The sequence below is a fragment of the Salipaludibacillus agaradhaerens genome, from assembly GCF_002019735.1.
Lineage (GTDB): Bacteria > Bacillota > Bacilli > Bacillales > Salisediminibacteriaceae > Salipaludibacillus > Salipaludibacillus agaradhaerens.
Window position 1 is genome coordinate 98,090 of sequence record NZ_KV917378.1, and the last position, 18,018, is coordinate 116,107.

The following is an 18,018-nucleotide window of genomic DNA, read 5'->3' on the forward strand; positions in this document are numbered from 1 at the left end:
ATCGCTCATGTGGTGATTCACGTAACTACTATGCAGTGGGAGAACTGCGAAAAGCTTCCCACTTGAAAGTTCGTTTTATATGAAAAGCTTTGCTACCATTGGGCATTAGTAGCAAAGCTTTTTTGATGTTTAAATGAACATTTTAGACGGTATTTATAATTTAGTTTTAAAGGAAAGGTATCACAAAAAATATCGCTACACTTTAAAATTGACTTTTATAATCCCAGCTTCTTTAGCGCTCGTAAATAAAATGACCACAAGTGGACCAAGAACGAATCCGACTGCTCCAAATAGCATTAGGCCTATATAGAGAGAAATGAGCGTAGCAAGGGGCGATAACCCGATATGGTGTCCCATTACTTTAGGTTCCACAGTTCTTCTGATTGTGAGAAGAATGGCAGCTAACACGAGTAATTGGATTGCTAAAACCGTATTTCCAGCAATTAAATGATAGCCAGCCCATGGAGCTAATACGGCTATAGAGCCGATGATTGGAATAAAATCAATCATCCAAATAAAAATGGACATTATTAACGCCACTTCAGGTGCAATAAATAACAAACCGATTAACGTTACGATAAATATAATAATACTTACGAGAAACTGTGCTTTAAAGAAGCCGAAAATGACATAAGATAATCTAGCAGACATAAAACTAACTTTTTCAGCTGTTTTATCTGACATGTAGCTAAATACTTTTAATTTTAGTCGAGGTATATCTAATAGAAATAAGTAGAGAGCAATTAAATAAACTAAAAAGGATACAATATAGGATGGAATTTTCACTAAAACGCTAGTTGCATAGCCGACGATGTTGATTTCTTGCAACGTATCTCTCATAGTCAGTAGCTGTGAGGTAACAGCTGCGTCAATTTCATTGACGATATCTTGAGATAAATGATCAAATTGCATCCGAAGATTTTCTAATAAAGACATCCATGTAATGTTTATTTCATTAATAATTGACGGTAAATTTTCCACAAACTGATTTAATTGACTTAGCGCACGGGTAAATGTAAAATACCCGAGCATAGCAATGAAAAGTAAAAAAAGCACAAACACGATGAAAACTGCAATGTTGCGTGATAACTTTGCACTCTTCACTAGGGCTTTTACAGCTGGTGACAAAAAAAGTGCTGTAATAAATGCCAAGATAATGGGTAAAGAGACCGGTAAAATAAAGTAGAATAGCAATATTGCCACGATGACACCAATCGCTATATAAACATACTTTTTAATATTATGTGACGACAAATCGATACTCCTTTCTCTCTACTGCGGAGATCGCCAATAAGAAGTATTATTTACGTTCGTAATGGGCGATAGTTATTCTGTTAAAGTGACACTATCATAGGATGCTGAAGAGAGCATAATATGTAAAAATTGCTTTCGATAATTCAATGCTGGCTGGTTAGCCCCAGGCAGAATAGATCGAAAGCAAGAGGGATTGATTATCAGGTTATGTAGAACAGGAATCACAATGCTTCATTTTTCACTTTGTCTAAAATACCCTGAATTTTCTTTTGACATTTATCAGTTACAAATTGAGGGAAATCTTCATCGTACTCAACACCGTGAGGATAATAATGTTTTCCTACGTATGGTGTCATCAACCGGATCATGCTGTGTGGAGAAGGTATTTCTCCTTCTTCTACGTGTGAAGGGATCCGAAAATAATAAACATCGTTGTGAACTTGATCGATGATTTTATAGTCAAACGTAGCACGTTCATAATCATATTGATAAGCAAATCCTGCAGACTCCATTATTTCTTCAAGTGATTGGAACTCAATGAGCAATCCATCTAATCCAGTATCTTGAAATTTCATTGTAATTACCTCCTCATATCTTTCAAATAGTTCCTCCTTAATGATATTACGAATTGCGTTTCGTTGCAACGATACGGCGTTGATTAATTAATATTTTAAATTCTATTGGGAAAGATAAACACTGTAACTTAAAAAAGGAGGAATGTATGGTGACAATGTTAAGGGATATTATGACAAACAATGTTGATACGTGCACACCTAATGATAATGTTTATGAGGTAGCCATGAAAATGAAACAAGATCATGTAGGTGCGATCCCTATATGTGAAAATGATAAGCTTATAGGGATGATCACTGATCGAGATATCGTTGTAAGAGGGGTAGCAGAAAAACGCCCTAATTCTACGCCAGTACAAGAGGTCATGAGTGATCAATTATTTACGGCTACACCAGACATGGATGTCCAAGAAGCGGCTAAACTGATGGCAGAAAAACAAATTCGTCGCTTGCCAATAGTTGAAGGCCAGAAGCTTATAGGTATCGTGTCTTTAGGTGACTTAGCTGTCCACACTGCCACAGAGCATCAAGCTGCCATCGCCCTTACAGAAATATCTGAACAGCCTCAATACCATCATTAATAGGATTAGGGGAATATTTAATTAAAGAGGAGAAGTAGTTGGGAGGATTTAGAGATCCTCCTTTTAATTATGTTGTTATCGGAAACGCCATCTCGATTTGAAAAATAAGATGACATCTTAGATGATATGACACGCTCTATATTTTTCAGTTAATTTATGACAATAACCGCCCGTAAAACACCAGCCTTAAAATTGAGAGCAGAGGTCAACTATTTAGTCGGAGATAACGAACGCCCATGTCTTGATTCACGCCCCTACTGGTTGAAGGTCTATTATAGGCGCTCTTTTTTCAGGAACAAATTCGTTGCATATCACGTGATAGAAATAGTAAAGTTATGTAGCGGAATCTACTTTGGGATGAAAAAGGGGTGGGGGGAATGAAAGTCTTAAAAATACTTATTTTTATGATGGTAATGGTTTCTATATTAGCGTTTTACTTGGTTGAGAATTCTTTACTAGAGGAAAAGTTGCCATTTCTTAAAGACACTGAGGACATGCCTAATTCCTCTAAAGAACACGAGTCTCTTACACCACCTCCAACAGATGAATCACTCCTTTATGAATGGATAAATGTAGATGAAGAAACATTGTTAAAAAGCTTTGGAGAACCGAAGCGAATTGATGTTACCCCTTACGGTTACGAATGGTACATTTACAATTTCGAAAACTACTATGTACAGTTTGGTGTCAAGGAAGATAAAATTGTCACGGCATTTAGTAACAGTGAGGAAGCCCCTTTAGGTGATGTGGAAATTGGAGGCAGTTACGAGCAACTTGATGACTATTACTCCTTTGAACGCAGTGAGTCATTGAAAGAAGCTACAGGGACCTATACGTTTGAGTTAACTGAAGGAGATATAAGAAAACGTCCTTTTTCACATATTGAAAATGATGTATGGGGGCAATTTTACTTTGATGAGTTTGAAAATAAACTTTCATCAGTGCGCTACTCAACTGAAGATGTGTTACTCGTTCAACGGCCATACTCACTTACGTATAGTGGTGAGTTACCTGAAGTTGAGGAGCTCACTCATGATGACAATAGGGCATGGGAAGAAGGATTGGCACAACAAATTTTTGATTTAACTAATCATATAAGAAATCACCACGATTTAAACGTCCTTGAATGGCATGAAGCAGCAGCAGATACAGCTTACGGACATAGTCGAGAGATGTCAGAAGAAGACTACTTTTCGCATACATCTCCAGTAACCGGCTCATTAGGTGACCGGCTAGATCAACATGAGATTAATTATCTATTAGCAGCAGAAAATATTGCTGCTAACCATTTGGACAGTATTGAAGCTGTAGAAGGCTGGATGAATAGTGAAGGGCATCGGCTGAACATATTAAATGAGGAATTTACACACCTTGGTGTAGGTGTGTATAACCAGCACTATACGCAAAACTTTATCACAGATAACCGTCCTTAAAGCTCCCAGATCAAAATAGAGAGGAGAGCTAACTCTACATTAATGTGGAGGGCTAACGGACGCTAATGTCCTGGTTAACTCAATCAGTGGAAGAAGTACGAGAACGCCCTTTGATTGAAAGCTCGTTTTTATTTTATTACAGTAAAATAGGCGCACATCTCGCTCTCTCGGTACTATGATGTAGTATATACTTATGTGTGAGAGGTGAAGGAAGGTGAGTCAATCCTTACATCCAGATGTGAAGCGATTTAAGGCGTTTGTGAAAAAAAGGCCGTATGTACTTCGAGATGTGAACTCAGGAGAAAAGACGTTGCAAGATATTTTTGAGGAATGGATGCTTTTTGGCGAAGAGGATGATATTTGGGAATCTTATTTAAAAGATGATGAAGAGAAAGATGAAACAAAAAAGAGTGATGAAGAAGACGAAGAGGATTCGAATGTTGACGTACTCAATATGCTAAAAAGCATGAATCTAAACGATATTCAGCACCATCTTGGTCAATTCAGCACCGTTGTCCAGTCCGTTCAAGAACTTGTCAGCCAATTCAAGCAACAACAAACACCAGATCCATCACAAGGTCCTCCAGAGCAGCAATCGCCCTTCTCATTTACAGAAGACTAATAATGGAAGGGGGGATTATTAGTGCGACAAGATGTGTTGGAAAAAATAAAGTTGGATCCCCAGTTACATTATTATTTAAGACTGAATCCAATTTGGTATCGACGGCTTGGACGTCATCCAGAAAGTGTACACGACATGATTAAACAAGCAAAAGTCTTTTATGGTAAAACATTTCCGCAAAGGGTAGATCAAATTAATAAAAATATGCAAATGGCGATGATGATGATTGAGATGATGAAACAGGTTCAAGAGCAGTGAACTTTGAACCTGTTTTATTTGTATAGCCTTCTTTTGGAACTAGGATTTTAAAAGAGCTAACAAGATAACTCACTGTAATATAACTGTCCGAAAAACGTCCGCCTCAAATAGAGAGGAGAGTACATTTATTTAGACGGGAGATAACGGACGCTAATGTCCTGATTAGCGCAACGACCCATCAGTGGAAGAAGAACGAACCCCCCACACTAATTGAAGATTCGTTTTATGATCTTTTCGTTTTTTATGATATACTAGCGAAGTGGAGGTGTTCATATGGCGACAATATTGACAGACGTTAATATTCTCCAAGAAGCAGATCAATTTAGTGAGATGATAGTGTCTTCGGATGTTTTCCAACACTATATTCAAATAAAGCAAGAGGTGCAACACGATAAGGAAGCTCAAGTGATGCTTGAAGATTTCCAAGCACTTAAAGAGAAGTATGCAGAGGTGCAGCGGTTTGGTAAGTATCACCCAGACTTTCGAGAAATTTCGAGTGCAGTAAGGGAATTTAAACGTAAATTGGACACGCATCCACTTATTTCAGTCTATAAGACTGCGGAGAAAGAGCTGGAAAACTTGCTTAACGAAATAAGTCAGACGATTGCTTTTGCTGTTTCAAAGGATATTAAAGTTCCTACAGGAAATCCATTCTTTGACCAAGCTACAAGTTGTAGTGGCGGCTGTGGCTCTGGTGGTAGTTGCGGTTGTAATTGACACGATCTACAAAGGAAATTTAACTGGAAGAAAAGGAGATAGTTTTATGGTTGCTAATCGCGTTGGCCTTGCAATTTGGATTCATTCTTTAAAACAGGTAAAGCAGTTGAAACGTTTTGGGAATATTCATTACGTTTCCAAAAGAATGAAGTACGTGATTTTATACTGTGATGAAGAAAAATCAGATGAGACGATCCAGAGATTGAATTCCTTACATTTTGTGAAAGATGTTTCTAAATCAATGAGACCATGGATTAAGACAGAATATCAAAGCTCTACACCAGATAAAGCTAAAAGAGACGATTACAAAATGGGAATATAACCGTCTGTACAATAATAACTATTTCTTCTTGGAAATTAAATAGCATTAATTGAGATGACGCTGTATAAAGTATTGGTGTTCTTCTTTTAATTTTTAGGCTCGCCTTTGGCGAGTCTTCTTTACTACTTCAGTTATATTTATCATGGATAACCATCCATAAGGCACTCGCGGCAAATAGTGACAGAGGTAATCTATTTAGGTGGAAGATAACGGACGCTCATGTCCTGATTCACGCAACGTGAAGGTTCGTTTTATAGGGAGAAGAGTAAAAGTTACTTTACATAATCTTCTCAAAACCAAATATAAAGGCAAGTTTCCATTAATGAATAAAAAAAACCTGTAGTAAATAACTACAGGCTGCCTTATTTAGCCAATTCTCATTGGCTATAGGCTATGGGAGAGGAGAAACCGGAGGAAGAACTTATGGGGAAAAGTAAGTCTTCTCCGCGGTTGTCCGCAACATGATATGTCATGCTGCTAGTTATATTATGGTCGAAACAATGAGCTTTATACGAAACACGATACAAAATTTTCAATGAAGCTGAGATTTGTGGTAGGATATGATTAAAAATCTGTGTGAGACAGGTGAATAATATGAGAGTGATAAGCGGAAAACAAAAAGGGACCTCGTTAAAAAGTGTCCCAGGGCATTCAACAAGACCTACAACTGATAAAGTTAAAGAAGCTATATTTAATATGGTGGGTCCATACTTCAATGGAGGTATGATGCTAGATCTTTATGCTGGAAGTGGTGCCATGGGAATTGAAGCCTTAAGTAGAGGGATGTCAAAGGCTGTTTTTGTAGACAGAGATCGAAAAGCGATTGAAACGATCTATTCAAATTTAAAGACGGTTAGGTGTTTAGAAGAAGCAGAAGTTTTCAAAAATGAGGCGAAACGCGCTTTAAATGCGATCAAAAAAAAGGAAAGACAGTTCGACTTAATTTTTCTAGATCCTCCTTATGCAAAACAAACGTTAGCTGATGAACTAGCATTCATAGATACACATAACATCTTACTACAAGGTGGTTACATAGTTGCAGAGCATAGTTCAAAAGTGTTATTAGATAATCATTATAAAACGTTTACACAAACAAAAGAAGAACGTTATGGGGATACTAGTGTCACAATATTTAAATCTGTAGCATCGGAGGAGAGTATATAATGCAAACAGCTGTGATTCCAGGAAGTTTTGATCCCGTTACATTAGGGCACCTTGATGTTATCACTCGAAGCGCTAAGATTTTTGATCGAGTGATTGTAGCTGTTTTACATAATCAGCAGAAAAAACCTTTATTCTCAGTAGAGGAACGTAAGGCATTAATTGAAGAATCAACTAATACGCTCCTAAATGTAGAGGTAGCTAGCTTCAATGGTTTATTAATGGATTTTGTATGTGAGCATAAAGCTAGTGTGATTATTAAAGGGCTCAGAACGGTGGCTGATTTTGAGTACGAGCGACAAATGGCAACTGTTAACCGTCATCTAAATGAAAATATAGACACTTTTTTTATTATGACAAATTCTGATTATGCCCATTTAAGTTCAAGTATTGTAAAAGAAGTGGCTAAATATAAAGCAGACCTAAAGAGTATGGTGTCACTTCCTGTTGAGCAGGCTTTAAAAGAGAAATTTCATTAACAGCTTAAATCAACTTCTCCTCATATTAACTGGTTTAAATACGTACCAACCAAGCCAACTAATTAAGCAAAAGGCAGTCAGAAGACTTCCGTATTGGAGAAGCCAATGATAATAGGCTATTAGGACTTCATACCCCCAGGCCAACTTGTTAACACTGGGGTCCTGCCACAAAGAAAAAGTTGGTTGTGAAAGCCTATCGACATATAACGGTGTAAAAAGAAGAAAGGCTAGAACTGCTGATATACAACCGTGAATACATCTAGCTATAAAGAAAGGTAAGAAGCGTATGTCTGTTTCAGAAAGAATACTTGCGACCTGGGCCTGAACGCTAAAGCCATTAAAAGCTAAAATGAAACTGGTAACGACAGCTTGTTGCAGCAAAGTAGCGTGTGTAGTATCACTGATACGTTGACTGCCAAGGGTAATTTCAAAAAGACCAGCAATGATACCAGGGCTTAAATCATTTGGCATGTTAACTAGTGCTAAGATAAAAGAAGTGACTATGGCAAATATATCAGTAAGCCTGATAATTTCTAAAATTTCATTTAATACTGCAAAAAATATCATGAAACCACCTATCATAAGGAGAGTTTGAACTGAAGAGTTAACGGCTTCACCTAATATTTTTCCTAGGGGTTCATGATGCTTTAGGCGATCATGATGCATGTTTTTAATAGCTTGCTTTAAAGAAATAGTGGATCGGTTATGGCGAGTATGTGATGGCACCTCTAATTTGTGAAATCTCATGATAAATCCTACGAGTAGATTACCTAAGTAGTGAGAGGCAGCTAAGAGAAAACCTAATGCTACATTTTGAAAAAAGCCTACCGCTACTGCACCAAAAATAAATAATGGGTTAGATGCATTACTAAAGGAGACGAGACGTTCGCCTTCTTCTTTCGTTAAGTGTCCTTCCTGCCACAATCGGGCAGTTAATTTAGCTCCTGAAGGGAAGCCTGAAGCCAAACCCATGGCCCAAACGAATCCCCCTGAACCTGGCACCCGAAATAGAGGACGCATAAAAGGTTCTAGTAGGCCTCCAATGAAGGTCACTACCCCGAAGCGAATTAAGAATTCAGACAAAATAAAAAAAGGTAAGAGAGAAGGAAAAACGATATCCCACCAAACGGTCATGCCTCTTACGGAAGCTTCTGATGCTTCCTTAGGAAATATAACAAAACAAACTGCTAAAAAACTTGCAGTTATCCCATAAATAACGGTTTTAATAAACTGAAGGCGAGCCATGAGAAGCCTCCTTTGCCATCTGTGAGCTCTAATTGGATGTCATCTAAAATACTTGTCCATTTATAACTATACGCATGACAGCCCTTTTAGACCTTAAAATACTTATAAAGTAGGAGACTACCTAGTTAATATAAACAGAGGCATAGTTTTGAGGTTGGCTCGTATACATAAATTTGACAGGCTATAGTTTTTTAAGAGTCGAATGAAAAAGGGGTTTTATTAGCGGTTTTATGATAATCGAGGTTATAATAACAAGGCATAAAATAGACAAATAACTTTCTTACATAAGATTTAACTAAATGGAGGGCTCACCAATGAGAGAAACAACAAATACTTCAAATAAATCTTGGCTTAGATGGCTCGTTTTGATCGGTATTTTGATCATTATTAATTTCGTCCAATTGCCTTATTATTTTTCGGTTCCTGGGGAAGCGAAAATCTTAACTGAAGTGATTGAGGTAGAAGATGGAAACCCTTATGAAGGAACGTTTATGTTAACGACCATCAGGATGGGAAAAGCGAATATCGTAAATTATGTATGGGCATTACTAAGTGATAAAAGAGAACTTATTCCGGAAGATCAAGTACGTCCTGAAGGAGAAACGGATGAAGAGTATCATCATAGACAGTTAATGATGATGACAGGTTCACAAGAGTTAGCTGTTATAGTGGCTTATAATTATGCAGGTGAAGAAGCTTATTTTGAAAATCACGGGGTGTTAGTCACCTCAGTTATCCCAGGTATGGCGGCTGAAGGGCATCTTGATATAGGAGATAGGATAGTCGCTATTGACGGGGAAGAGGTTCTAGAAATAGAGACCTTGTTTGACTTACTCGGTGATTATAGAATCGGTGATGACGTCTCCGTAACGTTTGAACGGGAAGATGATACACATACTGTTGAACTACAAGTGGAGCCATTCCCGGAAGAGGTTGATCCTGAGGGAGAAAGGGGAGGAATAGGAATTGTAAACCCTGTGACAGATAGAGAATTAGTTAACACACCAGAAATTAATATTGATACAGATCAAATCGGAGGGCCATCAGCAGGATTGATGTTTTCTTTGGAGATTTACAATCAATTACTTGACGAAGATATTACGAAGGGGCATCAGATTGCAGGGACTGGTTCAATTGATGAACATGGTAATGTGGGACGTATTGGTGGCGTGAAACAAAAAGTTTATGCGTCACATGAAGCCGGAGCTGACGTATTTTTTGCTCCAGCAGAACAAGGTGAGGCAGGGTCAAACTATGAAATAGCAGTGGAAACAGCTGAATCTATTGGCACAGATATGGAAATCGTCCCGGTTAATACATTTGAGGACGCTTTACAGTATCTTGAATCGATTTCCTAACTTAACACCTCAGGGGAGCGTTTAAAGACGAGGCTCTGAGGTGTTTTTTGAATAAATCATAAAATTAAAATCAGATTGCCACGCTTACGACCAGTAAGGGCTAAACAATGCGAACCTGTCTTTTATTTAAATGCGTCGCTATTAGCATGATAACGAAGGGGACCTGTTTGATACTCATCCATAAAAGACATACCTGTATGATGATTTGGGATACCGTGAAGACGACTAGCGAGAATATCTTTTTGAAAAACAGGGTGTTGAGATTTGCTTGCTGTTGTAATAATTGGTAACGTTGTTAATTTTTTAAGTTTAGATAAATGATGTTGCCCTTTATCAGACATGCCAAGTACCCGAATGTATGGTGGCTGCTCCTCTAAATGTTCTTTTACAAACAATTTATTAGTTTTTAGATAGAGGTGAACGAGTAGTCGCTGTAATCGCGTTCGGGTGTACCGTTTAGCTTTAATATTAGAAATGAAGTCATCGAATCCTGCACTTGTAATGATCGCTTTCTTAAGCCTGTTCTCAAGACCTTCTTCACATTCATAAATTTGATTTAGTGTGTCGTTATCCTGAGAAATGAGGGCATGCTTGATAAATGGGAAATAATCGTCCCAAGTATGAAACCTATTATAATGTGAAAAGTAGGCTGAGAGCTGCTCCAAGGAATAAGAGGGAACATAAGGTTTGAGAAAATCGAGTGGCCGCTTATCTGTGATAAGCATGTGCCGCAATGCAGTGGCACTGGCGATGGAAGCATGACTTAAATAACGATCATTGTATTCCGAGCCGCTTCGTTTGATTGTATGCATACGAATTGATGTTTGTTGATTAAACGAAGACTTAACATAATGATAACCTAAAATGTTATTAGGTTTTGATAAATCAAGGATCGTATCTGAAGGCTGCAAGCCGATCACAGCATCAGAAAAAGCTTTTGGATAACTTTTACCTTTAGAGAGCTCCTTTTTTAATCGTTCGTCAATTAGAGATTGGTGCTTATTCATCCAGTTTAATGTATTGAAAAATGGAGAAATATCCCCCTCTTCACTGCCGAAGCAAATATCTGTGACACCTAATTGGGCTAAACGTGATACTGCTCCTTCAGCAAAAATATCTGCTTTTTGAACGGCATAAAGGTAAGGAAGCTCTACTACTAAATCTACACCTGCTCGTAAGGCCATTTTTGTTCGTGACCACTTATTAACTAGTGCAGGTTCACCACGCTGTAAAAAATCACCGCTCATAATTGCGATAATGAGATCAGGAGTGGTTTTTTTTATGGATTGGTGTAAATGATATAAATGACCGTTATGAAAGGGATTATATTCAACAATAAGTCCAAGAATCTTCATGTTTACCACCGACTTTCAAAGTATGTTTCGATTTGTTACAATGACAGGAACAACAGTATGTATATAATCACTCTGCCATTAAAGTGACTCTATAAGAAAAATACCATATTTTTCAGATGTTTTCACCTTCATGATAGTTCGTCTATATGTGTGAAAATTAACGGTGATAAAATCCCGTCTTAATTATTATGTACTTAGAGGATTTAATGGAGAAAGAATTCAATATAAAACGTCTTCATTCTTTAATCGTAAAGGAATTATCTTGACAAACGATTTTTTGAAAGATATAATAAATTTTGTTGTCTTGAGGTGAATAGATATGAAATGGTCGGTACAGCAATTGCACGCTTTTAAACAGAAAGGGATGCAAATTGACGAATTGGTCGATGCGAATAAAGTGAAAGAAATTGACCGTGAAATTCGCGATATTAGTCCAGTCCATGTAAAGGGAGAAGCGCTTATTAATCATAGTACTGCTACCTTTAATTTGGAGATTAGTGGATCCATGACATTACCTTGTGCGCGAACTCTTAATGATGTAGAGTTTCCTTTTTCCATCACAGCTACTGAAATTTTTCAGTTAGATGAATGGACAACGTACGATGGAGATGAAGATGTTCATGAATTGATCGATAATACGGTTGATTTGATGCCTTATGTTCGAGAACGAATTTTGTTGGAAAAGCCGATGCGTGTGTTCAGTGAGAAGAAAGAAGGTCCTGCTCCTGAAGAAGGAGAAGGCTGGGAATTGAATACGAAAGAGGACCAGAATGAACCACAGGACAAGGTAGATCCTCGATTGAAAGAGCTTGAAAAGTTTTTTGACAAAAAGTAGCAGCCTTTATTAGGTTGTATATTGAAGTATCATCAAGGAGGTGGGACTCATGGCAGTACCATTTAGACGAACAAGTAAGACTAAGAAAAGACAGCGTCGTACGCATATTAAATTGCGTGTGCCTGGAATGGTAGAATGTCCTGATTGTGGAGAAATGAAGCTTTCACACCGTGTATGTAAAGCGTGTGGTTCTTATAAAGGACGGGAAGTAGCAAAATAAGTAGTGAGTGATAGGGAGTTGTCCAGCCGAGAATGGTTGGATTGCTCCTTTTTTATTACGATAATGGTCTGTAAAACGCCCGGATCAAAATAGATAGGAAAGGTAAATCTATTTAGGAGATAACGGACGCAAATGTCTTGATTTACGCAACGACCAATTAGTGGGACAAGTATGGAAAATCCCGCTGATTGAAGGTTCGTTTATATGTATGGGATCTACTAAAAAAATTGTTACGGTGAGTTTTCGGTTCATTATACATTTCAGTATTGAAGCCCCATGAAACCTTTTGGACATCCCCTTATAAAACTTATACGCCATTATCCGAGTAGCCAAGCGCCTCACTCTTTTAATTTTATACGTCTATCTCCTCTACTAACTGCATACATATAACATGAAAATATAAGAGTTTTTAGAGAGGAGGCAAAAGGCTATTGATTAGACAAGATGCATGGAATCACGATGAAGATTTACTGCTGGCAGAGACAGTGCTTCGTCATATAAGAGAAGGGGGAACCCAGCTTGCAGCATTTGATGAAGTGGCAGAAAAGCTATCACGAACACCAGCAGCATGTGGGTTCAGATGGAACTCTACAGTTAGAAAACAATATGATTCTGCTATACAATTAGCTAAAAAAGCACGAAAAGAAGCAAAATTACACCATGTGTTAAACCGAAACATCTCTCATTCTGTAAAAGATGAGGAGGTGATAACTAGTCAAGAAAAGAAACGCTCTTTAACTGGTAAAGAGGTGACTAGTAGGTATGATGAGTTGATTACATTCTTAAAAGAGGAAAGAGAAAAGGTCAATCAACAAGGGATGGATGATGATACATTAACTGATTTGCGGGAAGAAAACGCCCAATTGAAAAAGCAGTTAGCGGAGATGAGAGCAGAATATCTTGAAATAAAAGAAGATTACCAACTAATGATACATGCAGTGCAGCGGGCAGCTAAAAAAGAAAACAGAAGTCCAGCATTATAAAAAATAAACAGGCAGACCTTGAAGCTGCTGCTTTTCAAGCTGCCTGTTTTACGAATGAATTACGATAATTCTTTTTTCTCAGACACGCCTGTCGGGAACCATACAAATGGATTTTCTCCTCTATCTCTCTCCGTCTTATATGTGAGTGCTTCAAAACCTTGTTTATGCCAGAACTCATCTGAACGCTGACGGGCGTTTGTTTTAACGGGCAGTCCTAAGCTTTTGGCGAAATCTACGAGTGTTTTACCAATGCCTTTTCCTTGATAACCCGGCAAAACTTCTAATTTCCATAACTCATAATAATCTTGAGGAGGATCAAAATACCGATCATACTTTTTGTCTATTTGATAAAGGCTCATTCGGCCGACTAGCTTATTGCCGTAATAGACACCGTAAAAGGGTGACTCACTATCATTCTCCACAATATTGTCTTCTAAATCTTCTTTCATTGATAATTCTTGCTGACCATATTCTCTGAAATTTTCAAACTCTTCTAATGTTTTGAAGTTTACTTTCAGTTTAACTACTTGATATGAAATCATACGTATCCCTCCGGAACGAAAGTCATTAAAATTCAATTAACAAGGATTTAAGTTATTACTTCCTTATAACAATTATTATAATTGAAAAAAAATGAAATGAAAACGCATTCTTAATTATTTTTCATAAATTATGAGATACAATATGTGCTAAAATGTTGGCAAGTGTGTATAAAAATAAGGGGTTTATATAATGAATATCGCAATTATAGGTGGCGGTTCCATAGGCTTACTAACAGCTAGTTGTTTAAATAGTTATTTACATAATTTATTAATTGTAACGAGGACCTCTCAACAGGCTGATGCTATTGGCAAAAAGGGGTTACTATATACGAGTGAGCAAGAAAAGAAAACGATGATGCTTGAAGCTGTGCCTCAGGCTCATATTAACAAACTAGAAGCAGATTTGGTGATAGTTACTCTCAAACAAACAGTCCTAGATAGGTGGTTTACTTGGGCAAGAGAGAAGATTGCGTTAGAGACACCACTTTTATTTTTACAAAATGGTATGGGTCACTTAGAAAAAGCAAATAAAGTGTTGCCTCATCCGATTATCGCGGGTATTGTAACGCATGGTGCTGAGAAAGTATCTCAAACGCATGTTATTCATCACGGCTTTGGGGAATTGTACACGGGCGGCCCCGTTTCTTTAAAATCGATTATTCGTAAATTAGAGCTCAAAGCACCCTCTCATTTTCCAATAGTTTGGGAGGCATCTATTGAGATAAGAATTAAGAAAAAATTGTTAATCAATGCAATTATCAATCCCCTTACTGCTATATATAATGTTAAAAATGGGCGATTATTAGAAGAGTCAGGGTTGAGAAAGCAAGTCAAGTTACTATTTAACGAGGCTATTCAAATTCTTGGATTATCAGAACAAGATTGGATGCTCGTGAAAAATGTTATCCAACAGACCTCAGAAAATACATCCTCAATGAGAGCTGATCTTAAGGCAGGTAAGGAAACAGAGATTGATGCGATAGTCGGTTATCTTTTGACGAAAGGTCATGAGCAAAAAAAACAAATTAACCATTTAGAATCCGTTTATCGCAAAATTAAATCATTGGAAAAGGGGAACAGCCATGGCTGAAGTTACTGCTGTTATAACAGCAACACTCATAACGGCGCCTTTGTTAGGTTTATATATTTTTTATTTAATTATTATGAAAGTATCTCAAAATAAACAACGTTCATTTAAAATTGCGGTTGACGCGACAGTATTATTGTTCATTGCTTCTGTGTATTTTATGGTATATGAAATATGGGGTGTTCGAACGGGATGGCTCATAGTGATGTTTTTTTTATTAACAGCTATTGTTTTTACATTTGTACATTGGAAAAACTATGAAGAAATTGATATAAAACGGGTGTTTAAAGGGGTATGGCGTTTTCAGTTCGTCGTTTTCTTTCTGTTATATTTTATAGTCATAATGTATGGCTTGATTATTTCAGTTATGACATAAGATAATAAAGTCTGTTTTATTGGTTAGAATGCATTATTCTGTTATACTAAAACAGAATTTTTAGACTGACGAAATGTTTGTCTTCTTTTTTAAACAATGAAAAAGAGATTTCCTTAACCGTTAAATGAGTTTAAGGGTCGTAAAGCGACACTGTTTGCTTGGCTCGAATTGAGAAGTCTAAAAGAGTGGTGTCTATTAAACGTGATTGAATGAGACTTGCTACGTCATAAAACACGCTAGTCATCTTTATCACGGATAACCGTCCGTAAAAACGTCGCCTATCGAGAGCTAACGGTCGCTAAAGTCTTGATTCACTCAACTACCAACTAGTGGGGGAGGTACGGGAACGCCCACTGTTGAAAGATCGGTTTATTCTTAAAAAGAAGGCGTTCATGTCTAAAGGGAAGGTTGAATGCAATGGAGTTACATTTTTCTAAACATGAGGATCACACATCTTTCATACATAAGTATATAAACGATGACCAGAAGATTATGAAATTTTTTGATTATCGATTAAATAAAGCCGATCGAGCTGCAAGGTATAATGAATTGATGACCTTGAACTTCCCACGTTTAGAGCTTGCTGAGGCACTAATGAAATTTAACAGGAAGCTAAACGCCTCAGGGGCTGCTTTACGCCAAATTGAACGATTGAAGAGGGCTGATAGTGTCGTTGTCGTCGGTGGACAACAAGCAGGACTGCTCTCAGGCCCTCTTTATACAATCAATAAGATGATAACGATTTTGGTAGAGGCTGCTAAACTTGAGGAAGAATTATCTGTGCCGGTTATTCCTATCTTTTGGATTGCTGGAGAGGATCATGATATTGATGAAGTAAATCATACCTTTTTCCATGAAGGAGAGGAAGTACAGCGAGTAAGTATTCCAGAACGCAATGAGCTAAAGCAATCTGTGTCCGAACGATTGATTGATTTAGATATGACGCGTGAAAAAATAGCTCATGCATTCAGTTTTCTTAGAGAGACATCCTTTACTGAAACATTATATGAAGAATTAATGGATGATCTATCTCATGACTTAACATATACACAATGGTTTGCAAAAATCGTTCAGCGTCTTTTTAGTCATACAGATTTAGTCTTATTAGACGCTGCTGACCCAGAAATTCGTCGGATCGAGCGTTCTTTTTTTGCAAAAATGGTAGCGCACAATGAGACAATTAATCAAGCGTTTAGTGAACAAGCAGACCACTTTAAAGCGATGGGTTTAGGAGAACCTATCTCAATAGACAAAAGTAACGCTCATCTCTTTTTTCACGAAGGTGGCCAACGCTTTTTACTTGAAAGAACAGAAAAAGGATTTAGAGAAAAAGCTGGTTCCCGAATTTGGACAGAGGAGTCATTACTTCGTGAAGTCGAAGAAGGGACAGTGCAATTGAGTAATAACGTGGTGACCCGTCCAGTTATGCAAGATTTATTATTACCTGTACATACCTTTATTGGAGGACCGGGAGAAGTGAGATACTGGGGGGTGTTAAAGGATGTTTTTCACTGCTTTGATAGGAAGATGCCTCTCGTTTTCCCGAGGTATCACCTTACATTATTATCTCGACGTTCTCAAAAAAATTTAAAAAGGTATAATTTATCCGTAGATGACGTGCTAACCTATGGTGTAGCTGATACGATCGAGAGAATCATCCATTCTAAGAAGCGAGTGAATAAGGATAAGGTCATGAAGAAAGCGAAAAGACAATTAAAGCAATGGATGAACGAATTGACAGAGAGTTTAGGCCCCATTGAATATGATATTGACGCGATAAATCATCAATTTGAAACGAGATTGTTTCAGCAATTGGCCACCTATGAACGGAAAATAGAAGACAAGGAATTATCGCATCATGCCACTCATATAAAAAGGTTAAACCAGCTAGAGGCTGAAATAAGGCCCCATACAGTATGGCAAGAACGGCATTTGAATATTTATCCATTCCTTAACGCTTTCGGACCAGATCTCGTAAGTAGATTATTTTATAAGCTGATAAAACAAAAAAAGAATCTTAATGAAGGAACTCATATTTTCGTTGATTTATAAGGCGTTGTGGCATTTGCCACAATGTTTTTTTTATTTTTTTTAAAATCTAAGTGGTTTAAAGTGGGGGGATGTGGTAAATTAGTGTTATAAAGTGGGGAGGAGGTGGACCCTTATGTTCATGGGTGAATACCATCATAATATTGATGATAAAGGGCGCATGATTGTGCCAGCTAAATTCCGTGATGAACTTGGGTCCACCTTCGTAGTGACAAGAGGAATGGATAAATGCTTATTTGTTTATCCTGAAAAGGAATGGCAACAATTAGAGCAAAAATTAAAAACCCTTCCGTTCACTAAAAAAGATGCTCGTGCATTCACGAGGTTTTTTTTCTCAGGAGCGACTGAATGTGAATTGGATAAACAAGGGAGAGTTAATATTGCATCAACCTTACGTTCATTTGCCATGCTTGAAAAAGAGTGTGTCGTTATCGGGGTCTCTAATCGAGTGGAGATATGGAGTAAAGACGTGTGGGAGGATTACTTTGCAGAGTCGGAGGATTCCTTTGCTGAAATTGCAGAAGGCATCGTAGATTTCGAATTGTAGAGAAGATTGAAAGGAGGAGCTT

The 18,018-nt window shown here is 37.5% G+C and carries 21 protein-coding genes; 16 read left to right on the forward strand and 5 right to left on the reverse strand.

Features of this window, described 5'->3' with window-relative positions:
* Positions 1–195: 195 nt before the first annotated feature.
* A complete protein-coding gene (gene ytvI / locus BK581_RS00485) occupies positions 196–1,254 on the reverse strand; it encodes a sporulation integral membrane protein YtvI (protein WP_078576099.1) in 1,059 nt (352 codons plus the stop codon).
* 221 nt (positions 1,255–1,475) lie between these two features.
* Positions 1,476–1,829, reverse strand: coding sequence for a YugN family protein (locus tag BK581_RS00490; protein ID WP_078576101.1), 354 nt, complete (start codon positions 1,827–1,829; stop codon positions 1,476–1,478).
* Between the two features lie 149 nt (positions 1,830–1,978).
* Here BK581_RS00490 and BK581_RS00495 point away from each other — a divergent pair, with 149 nt between their 5' ends.
* From BK581_RS00495 to coaD, 8 genes are all read left to right on the forward strand, one after another.
* On the forward strand, positions 1,979–2,407 hold the full coding sequence (locus tag BK581_RS00495; protein ID WP_095995580.1) for a CBS domain-containing protein: 429 nt from the start codon (positions 1,979–1,981) through the stop codon (positions 2,405–2,407).
* A 377-nt stretch (positions 2,408–2,784) separates the two neighbouring features.
* Positions 2,785–3,840: a CAP domain-containing protein gene (locus BK581_RS00500; protein WP_078576103.1), complete on the forward strand. Its 1,056-nt coding sequence runs from the start codon at positions 2,785–2,787 to the stop codon at positions 3,838–3,840.
* A gap of 214 nt (positions 3,841–4,054) precedes the next feature.
* The gene (locus BK581_RS00505; protein WP_078576105.1) at positions 4,055–4,462 is read left to right on the forward strand and encodes a YlbD family protein; all 408 of its coding nucleotides are present in this window, start codon (positions 4,055–4,057) and stop codon (positions 4,460–4,462) included.
* A 21-nt stretch (positions 4,463–4,483) separates the two neighbouring features.
* A complete protein-coding gene (locus tag BK581_RS00510; protein ID WP_078576107.1) occupies positions 4,484–4,720 on the forward strand; it encodes a YlbE-like family protein in 237 nt (78 codons plus the stop codon).
* Between the two features lie 273 nt (positions 4,721–4,993).
* Positions 4,994–5,437 carry a YlbF/YmcA family competence regulator gene (locus BK581_RS00515; protein WP_078576108.1) on the forward strand — a complete coding sequence of 148 codons (444 nt, stop codon included), beginning with the start codon at positions 4,994–4,996 and terminating at the stop codon, positions 5,435–5,437.
* Between the two features lie 46 nt (positions 5,438–5,483).
* Positions 5,484–5,759: a YlbG family protein gene (locus BK581_RS00520; RefSeq protein WP_078576110.1), complete on the forward strand. Its 276-nt coding sequence runs from the start codon at positions 5,484–5,486 to the stop codon at positions 5,757–5,759.
* Between the two features lie 576 nt (positions 5,760–6,335).
* The gene (gene rsmD, locus BK581_RS00525; RefSeq protein WP_372898002.1) at positions 6,336–6,923 is read left to right on the forward strand and encodes a 16S rRNA (guanine(966)-N(2))-methyltransferase RsmD; all 588 of its coding nucleotides are present in this window, start codon (positions 6,336–6,338) and stop codon (positions 6,921–6,923) included.
* The gene (gene coaD, locus BK581_RS00530) at positions 6,920–7,399 is read left to right on the forward strand and encodes a pantetheine-phosphate adenylyltransferase (protein ID WP_095995512.1); all 480 of its coding nucleotides are present in this window, start codon (positions 6,920–6,922) and stop codon (positions 7,397–7,399) included. The genes rsmD and coaD overlap by 4 nt, the downstream gene beginning before the upstream one ends.
* A 9-nt stretch (positions 7,400–7,408) precedes the next feature.
* Here coaD and ylbJ read toward each other — a convergent pair whose 3' ends face one another.
* Complete coding sequence (ylbJ, locus tag BK581_RS00535) at positions 7,409–8,644, reverse strand: sporulation integral membrane protein YlbJ (protein ID WP_078576114.1); 1,236 nt, start codon at positions 8,642–8,644, stop codon at positions 7,409–7,411.
* Positions 8,645–8,958: 314 nt separating this feature from the next.
* On the opposite strand from ylbJ, the gene BK581_RS00540 reads away from it, so the two are divergent.
* On the forward strand, positions 8,959–10,002 hold the full coding sequence (locus BK581_RS00540) for a SepM family pheromone-processing serine protease (protein ID WP_078576115.1): 1,044 nt from the start codon (positions 8,959–8,961) through the stop codon (positions 10,000–10,002).
* 122 nt (positions 10,003–10,124) lie between these two features.
* Here BK581_RS00540 and BK581_RS00545 read toward each other — a convergent pair whose 3' ends face one another.
* A complete protein-coding gene (locus BK581_RS00545) occupies positions 10,125–11,357 on the reverse strand; it encodes a nucleotidyltransferase (protein WP_078576116.1) in 1,233 nt (410 codons plus the stop codon).
* A 319-nt stretch (positions 11,358–11,676) separates the two neighbouring features.
* On the opposite strand from BK581_RS00545, the gene BK581_RS00550 reads away from it, so the two are divergent.
* The 3 genes from BK581_RS00550 (at position 11,677) to BK581_RS00560 (ending at position 13,395) form a co-directional block, all read left to right on the forward strand.
* Positions 11,677–12,192, forward strand: a complete 516-nt coding sequence (locus BK581_RS00550; RefSeq protein WP_078576117.1) for a YceD family protein — start codon at positions 11,677–11,679, stop codon at positions 12,190–12,192.
* 49 nt (positions 12,193–12,241) lie between these two features.
* On the forward strand, positions 12,242–12,412 hold the full coding sequence (gene rpmF / locus BK581_RS00555; RefSeq protein WP_078576119.1) for a 50S ribosomal protein L32: 171 nt from the start codon (positions 12,242–12,244) through the stop codon (positions 12,410–12,412).
* Between the two features lie 431 nt (positions 12,413–12,843).
* Positions 12,844–13,395 carry an RsfA family transcriptional regulator gene (locus tag BK581_RS00560; RefSeq protein WP_078576120.1) on the forward strand — a complete coding sequence of 184 codons (552 nt, stop codon included), beginning with the start codon at positions 12,844–12,846 and terminating at the stop codon, positions 13,393–13,395.
* Between the two features lie 59 nt (positions 13,396–13,454).
* On the opposite strand, the gene BK581_RS00565 is transcribed toward BK581_RS00560, so the two are convergent.
* The gene (locus BK581_RS00565; RefSeq protein ID WP_211273947.1) at positions 13,455–13,937 is read right to left on the reverse strand and encodes an N-acetyltransferase; all 483 of its coding nucleotides are present in this window, start codon (positions 13,935–13,937) and stop codon (positions 13,455–13,457) included.
* Between the two features lie 190 nt (positions 13,938–14,127).
* Here BK581_RS00565 and BK581_RS00570 point away from each other — a divergent pair, with 190 nt between their 5' ends.
* The 4 genes from BK581_RS00570 (at position 14,128) to mraZ (ending at position 17,996) form a co-directional block, all read left to right on the forward strand.
* Complete coding sequence (locus BK581_RS00570) at positions 14,128–15,027, forward strand: 2-dehydropantoate 2-reductase (RefSeq protein ID WP_078576122.1); 900 nt, start codon at positions 14,128–14,130, stop codon at positions 15,025–15,027.
* Positions 15,020–15,400, forward strand: a complete 381-nt coding sequence (locus BK581_RS00575; RefSeq protein ID WP_078576124.1) for a DUF3397 domain-containing protein — start codon at positions 15,020–15,022, stop codon at positions 15,398–15,400. Before BK581_RS00570 ends, BK581_RS00575 begins: the two co-directional genes overlap by 8 nt.
* Before the next feature lie 417 nt (positions 15,401–15,817).
* Positions 15,818–17,452, forward strand: coding sequence for a bacillithiol biosynthesis cysteine-adding enzyme BshC (bshC, locus tag BK581_RS00580; RefSeq protein ID WP_078576125.1), 1,635 nt, complete (start codon positions 15,818–15,820; stop codon positions 17,450–17,452).
* A gap of 112 nt (positions 17,453–17,564) precedes the next feature.
* Positions 17,565–17,996: a division/cell wall cluster transcriptional repressor MraZ gene (gene mraZ, locus BK581_RS00585; protein WP_078576127.1), complete on the forward strand. Its 432-nt coding sequence runs from the start codon at positions 17,565–17,567 to the stop codon at positions 17,994–17,996.
* Positions 17,997–18,018: the final 22 nt, after the last annotated feature.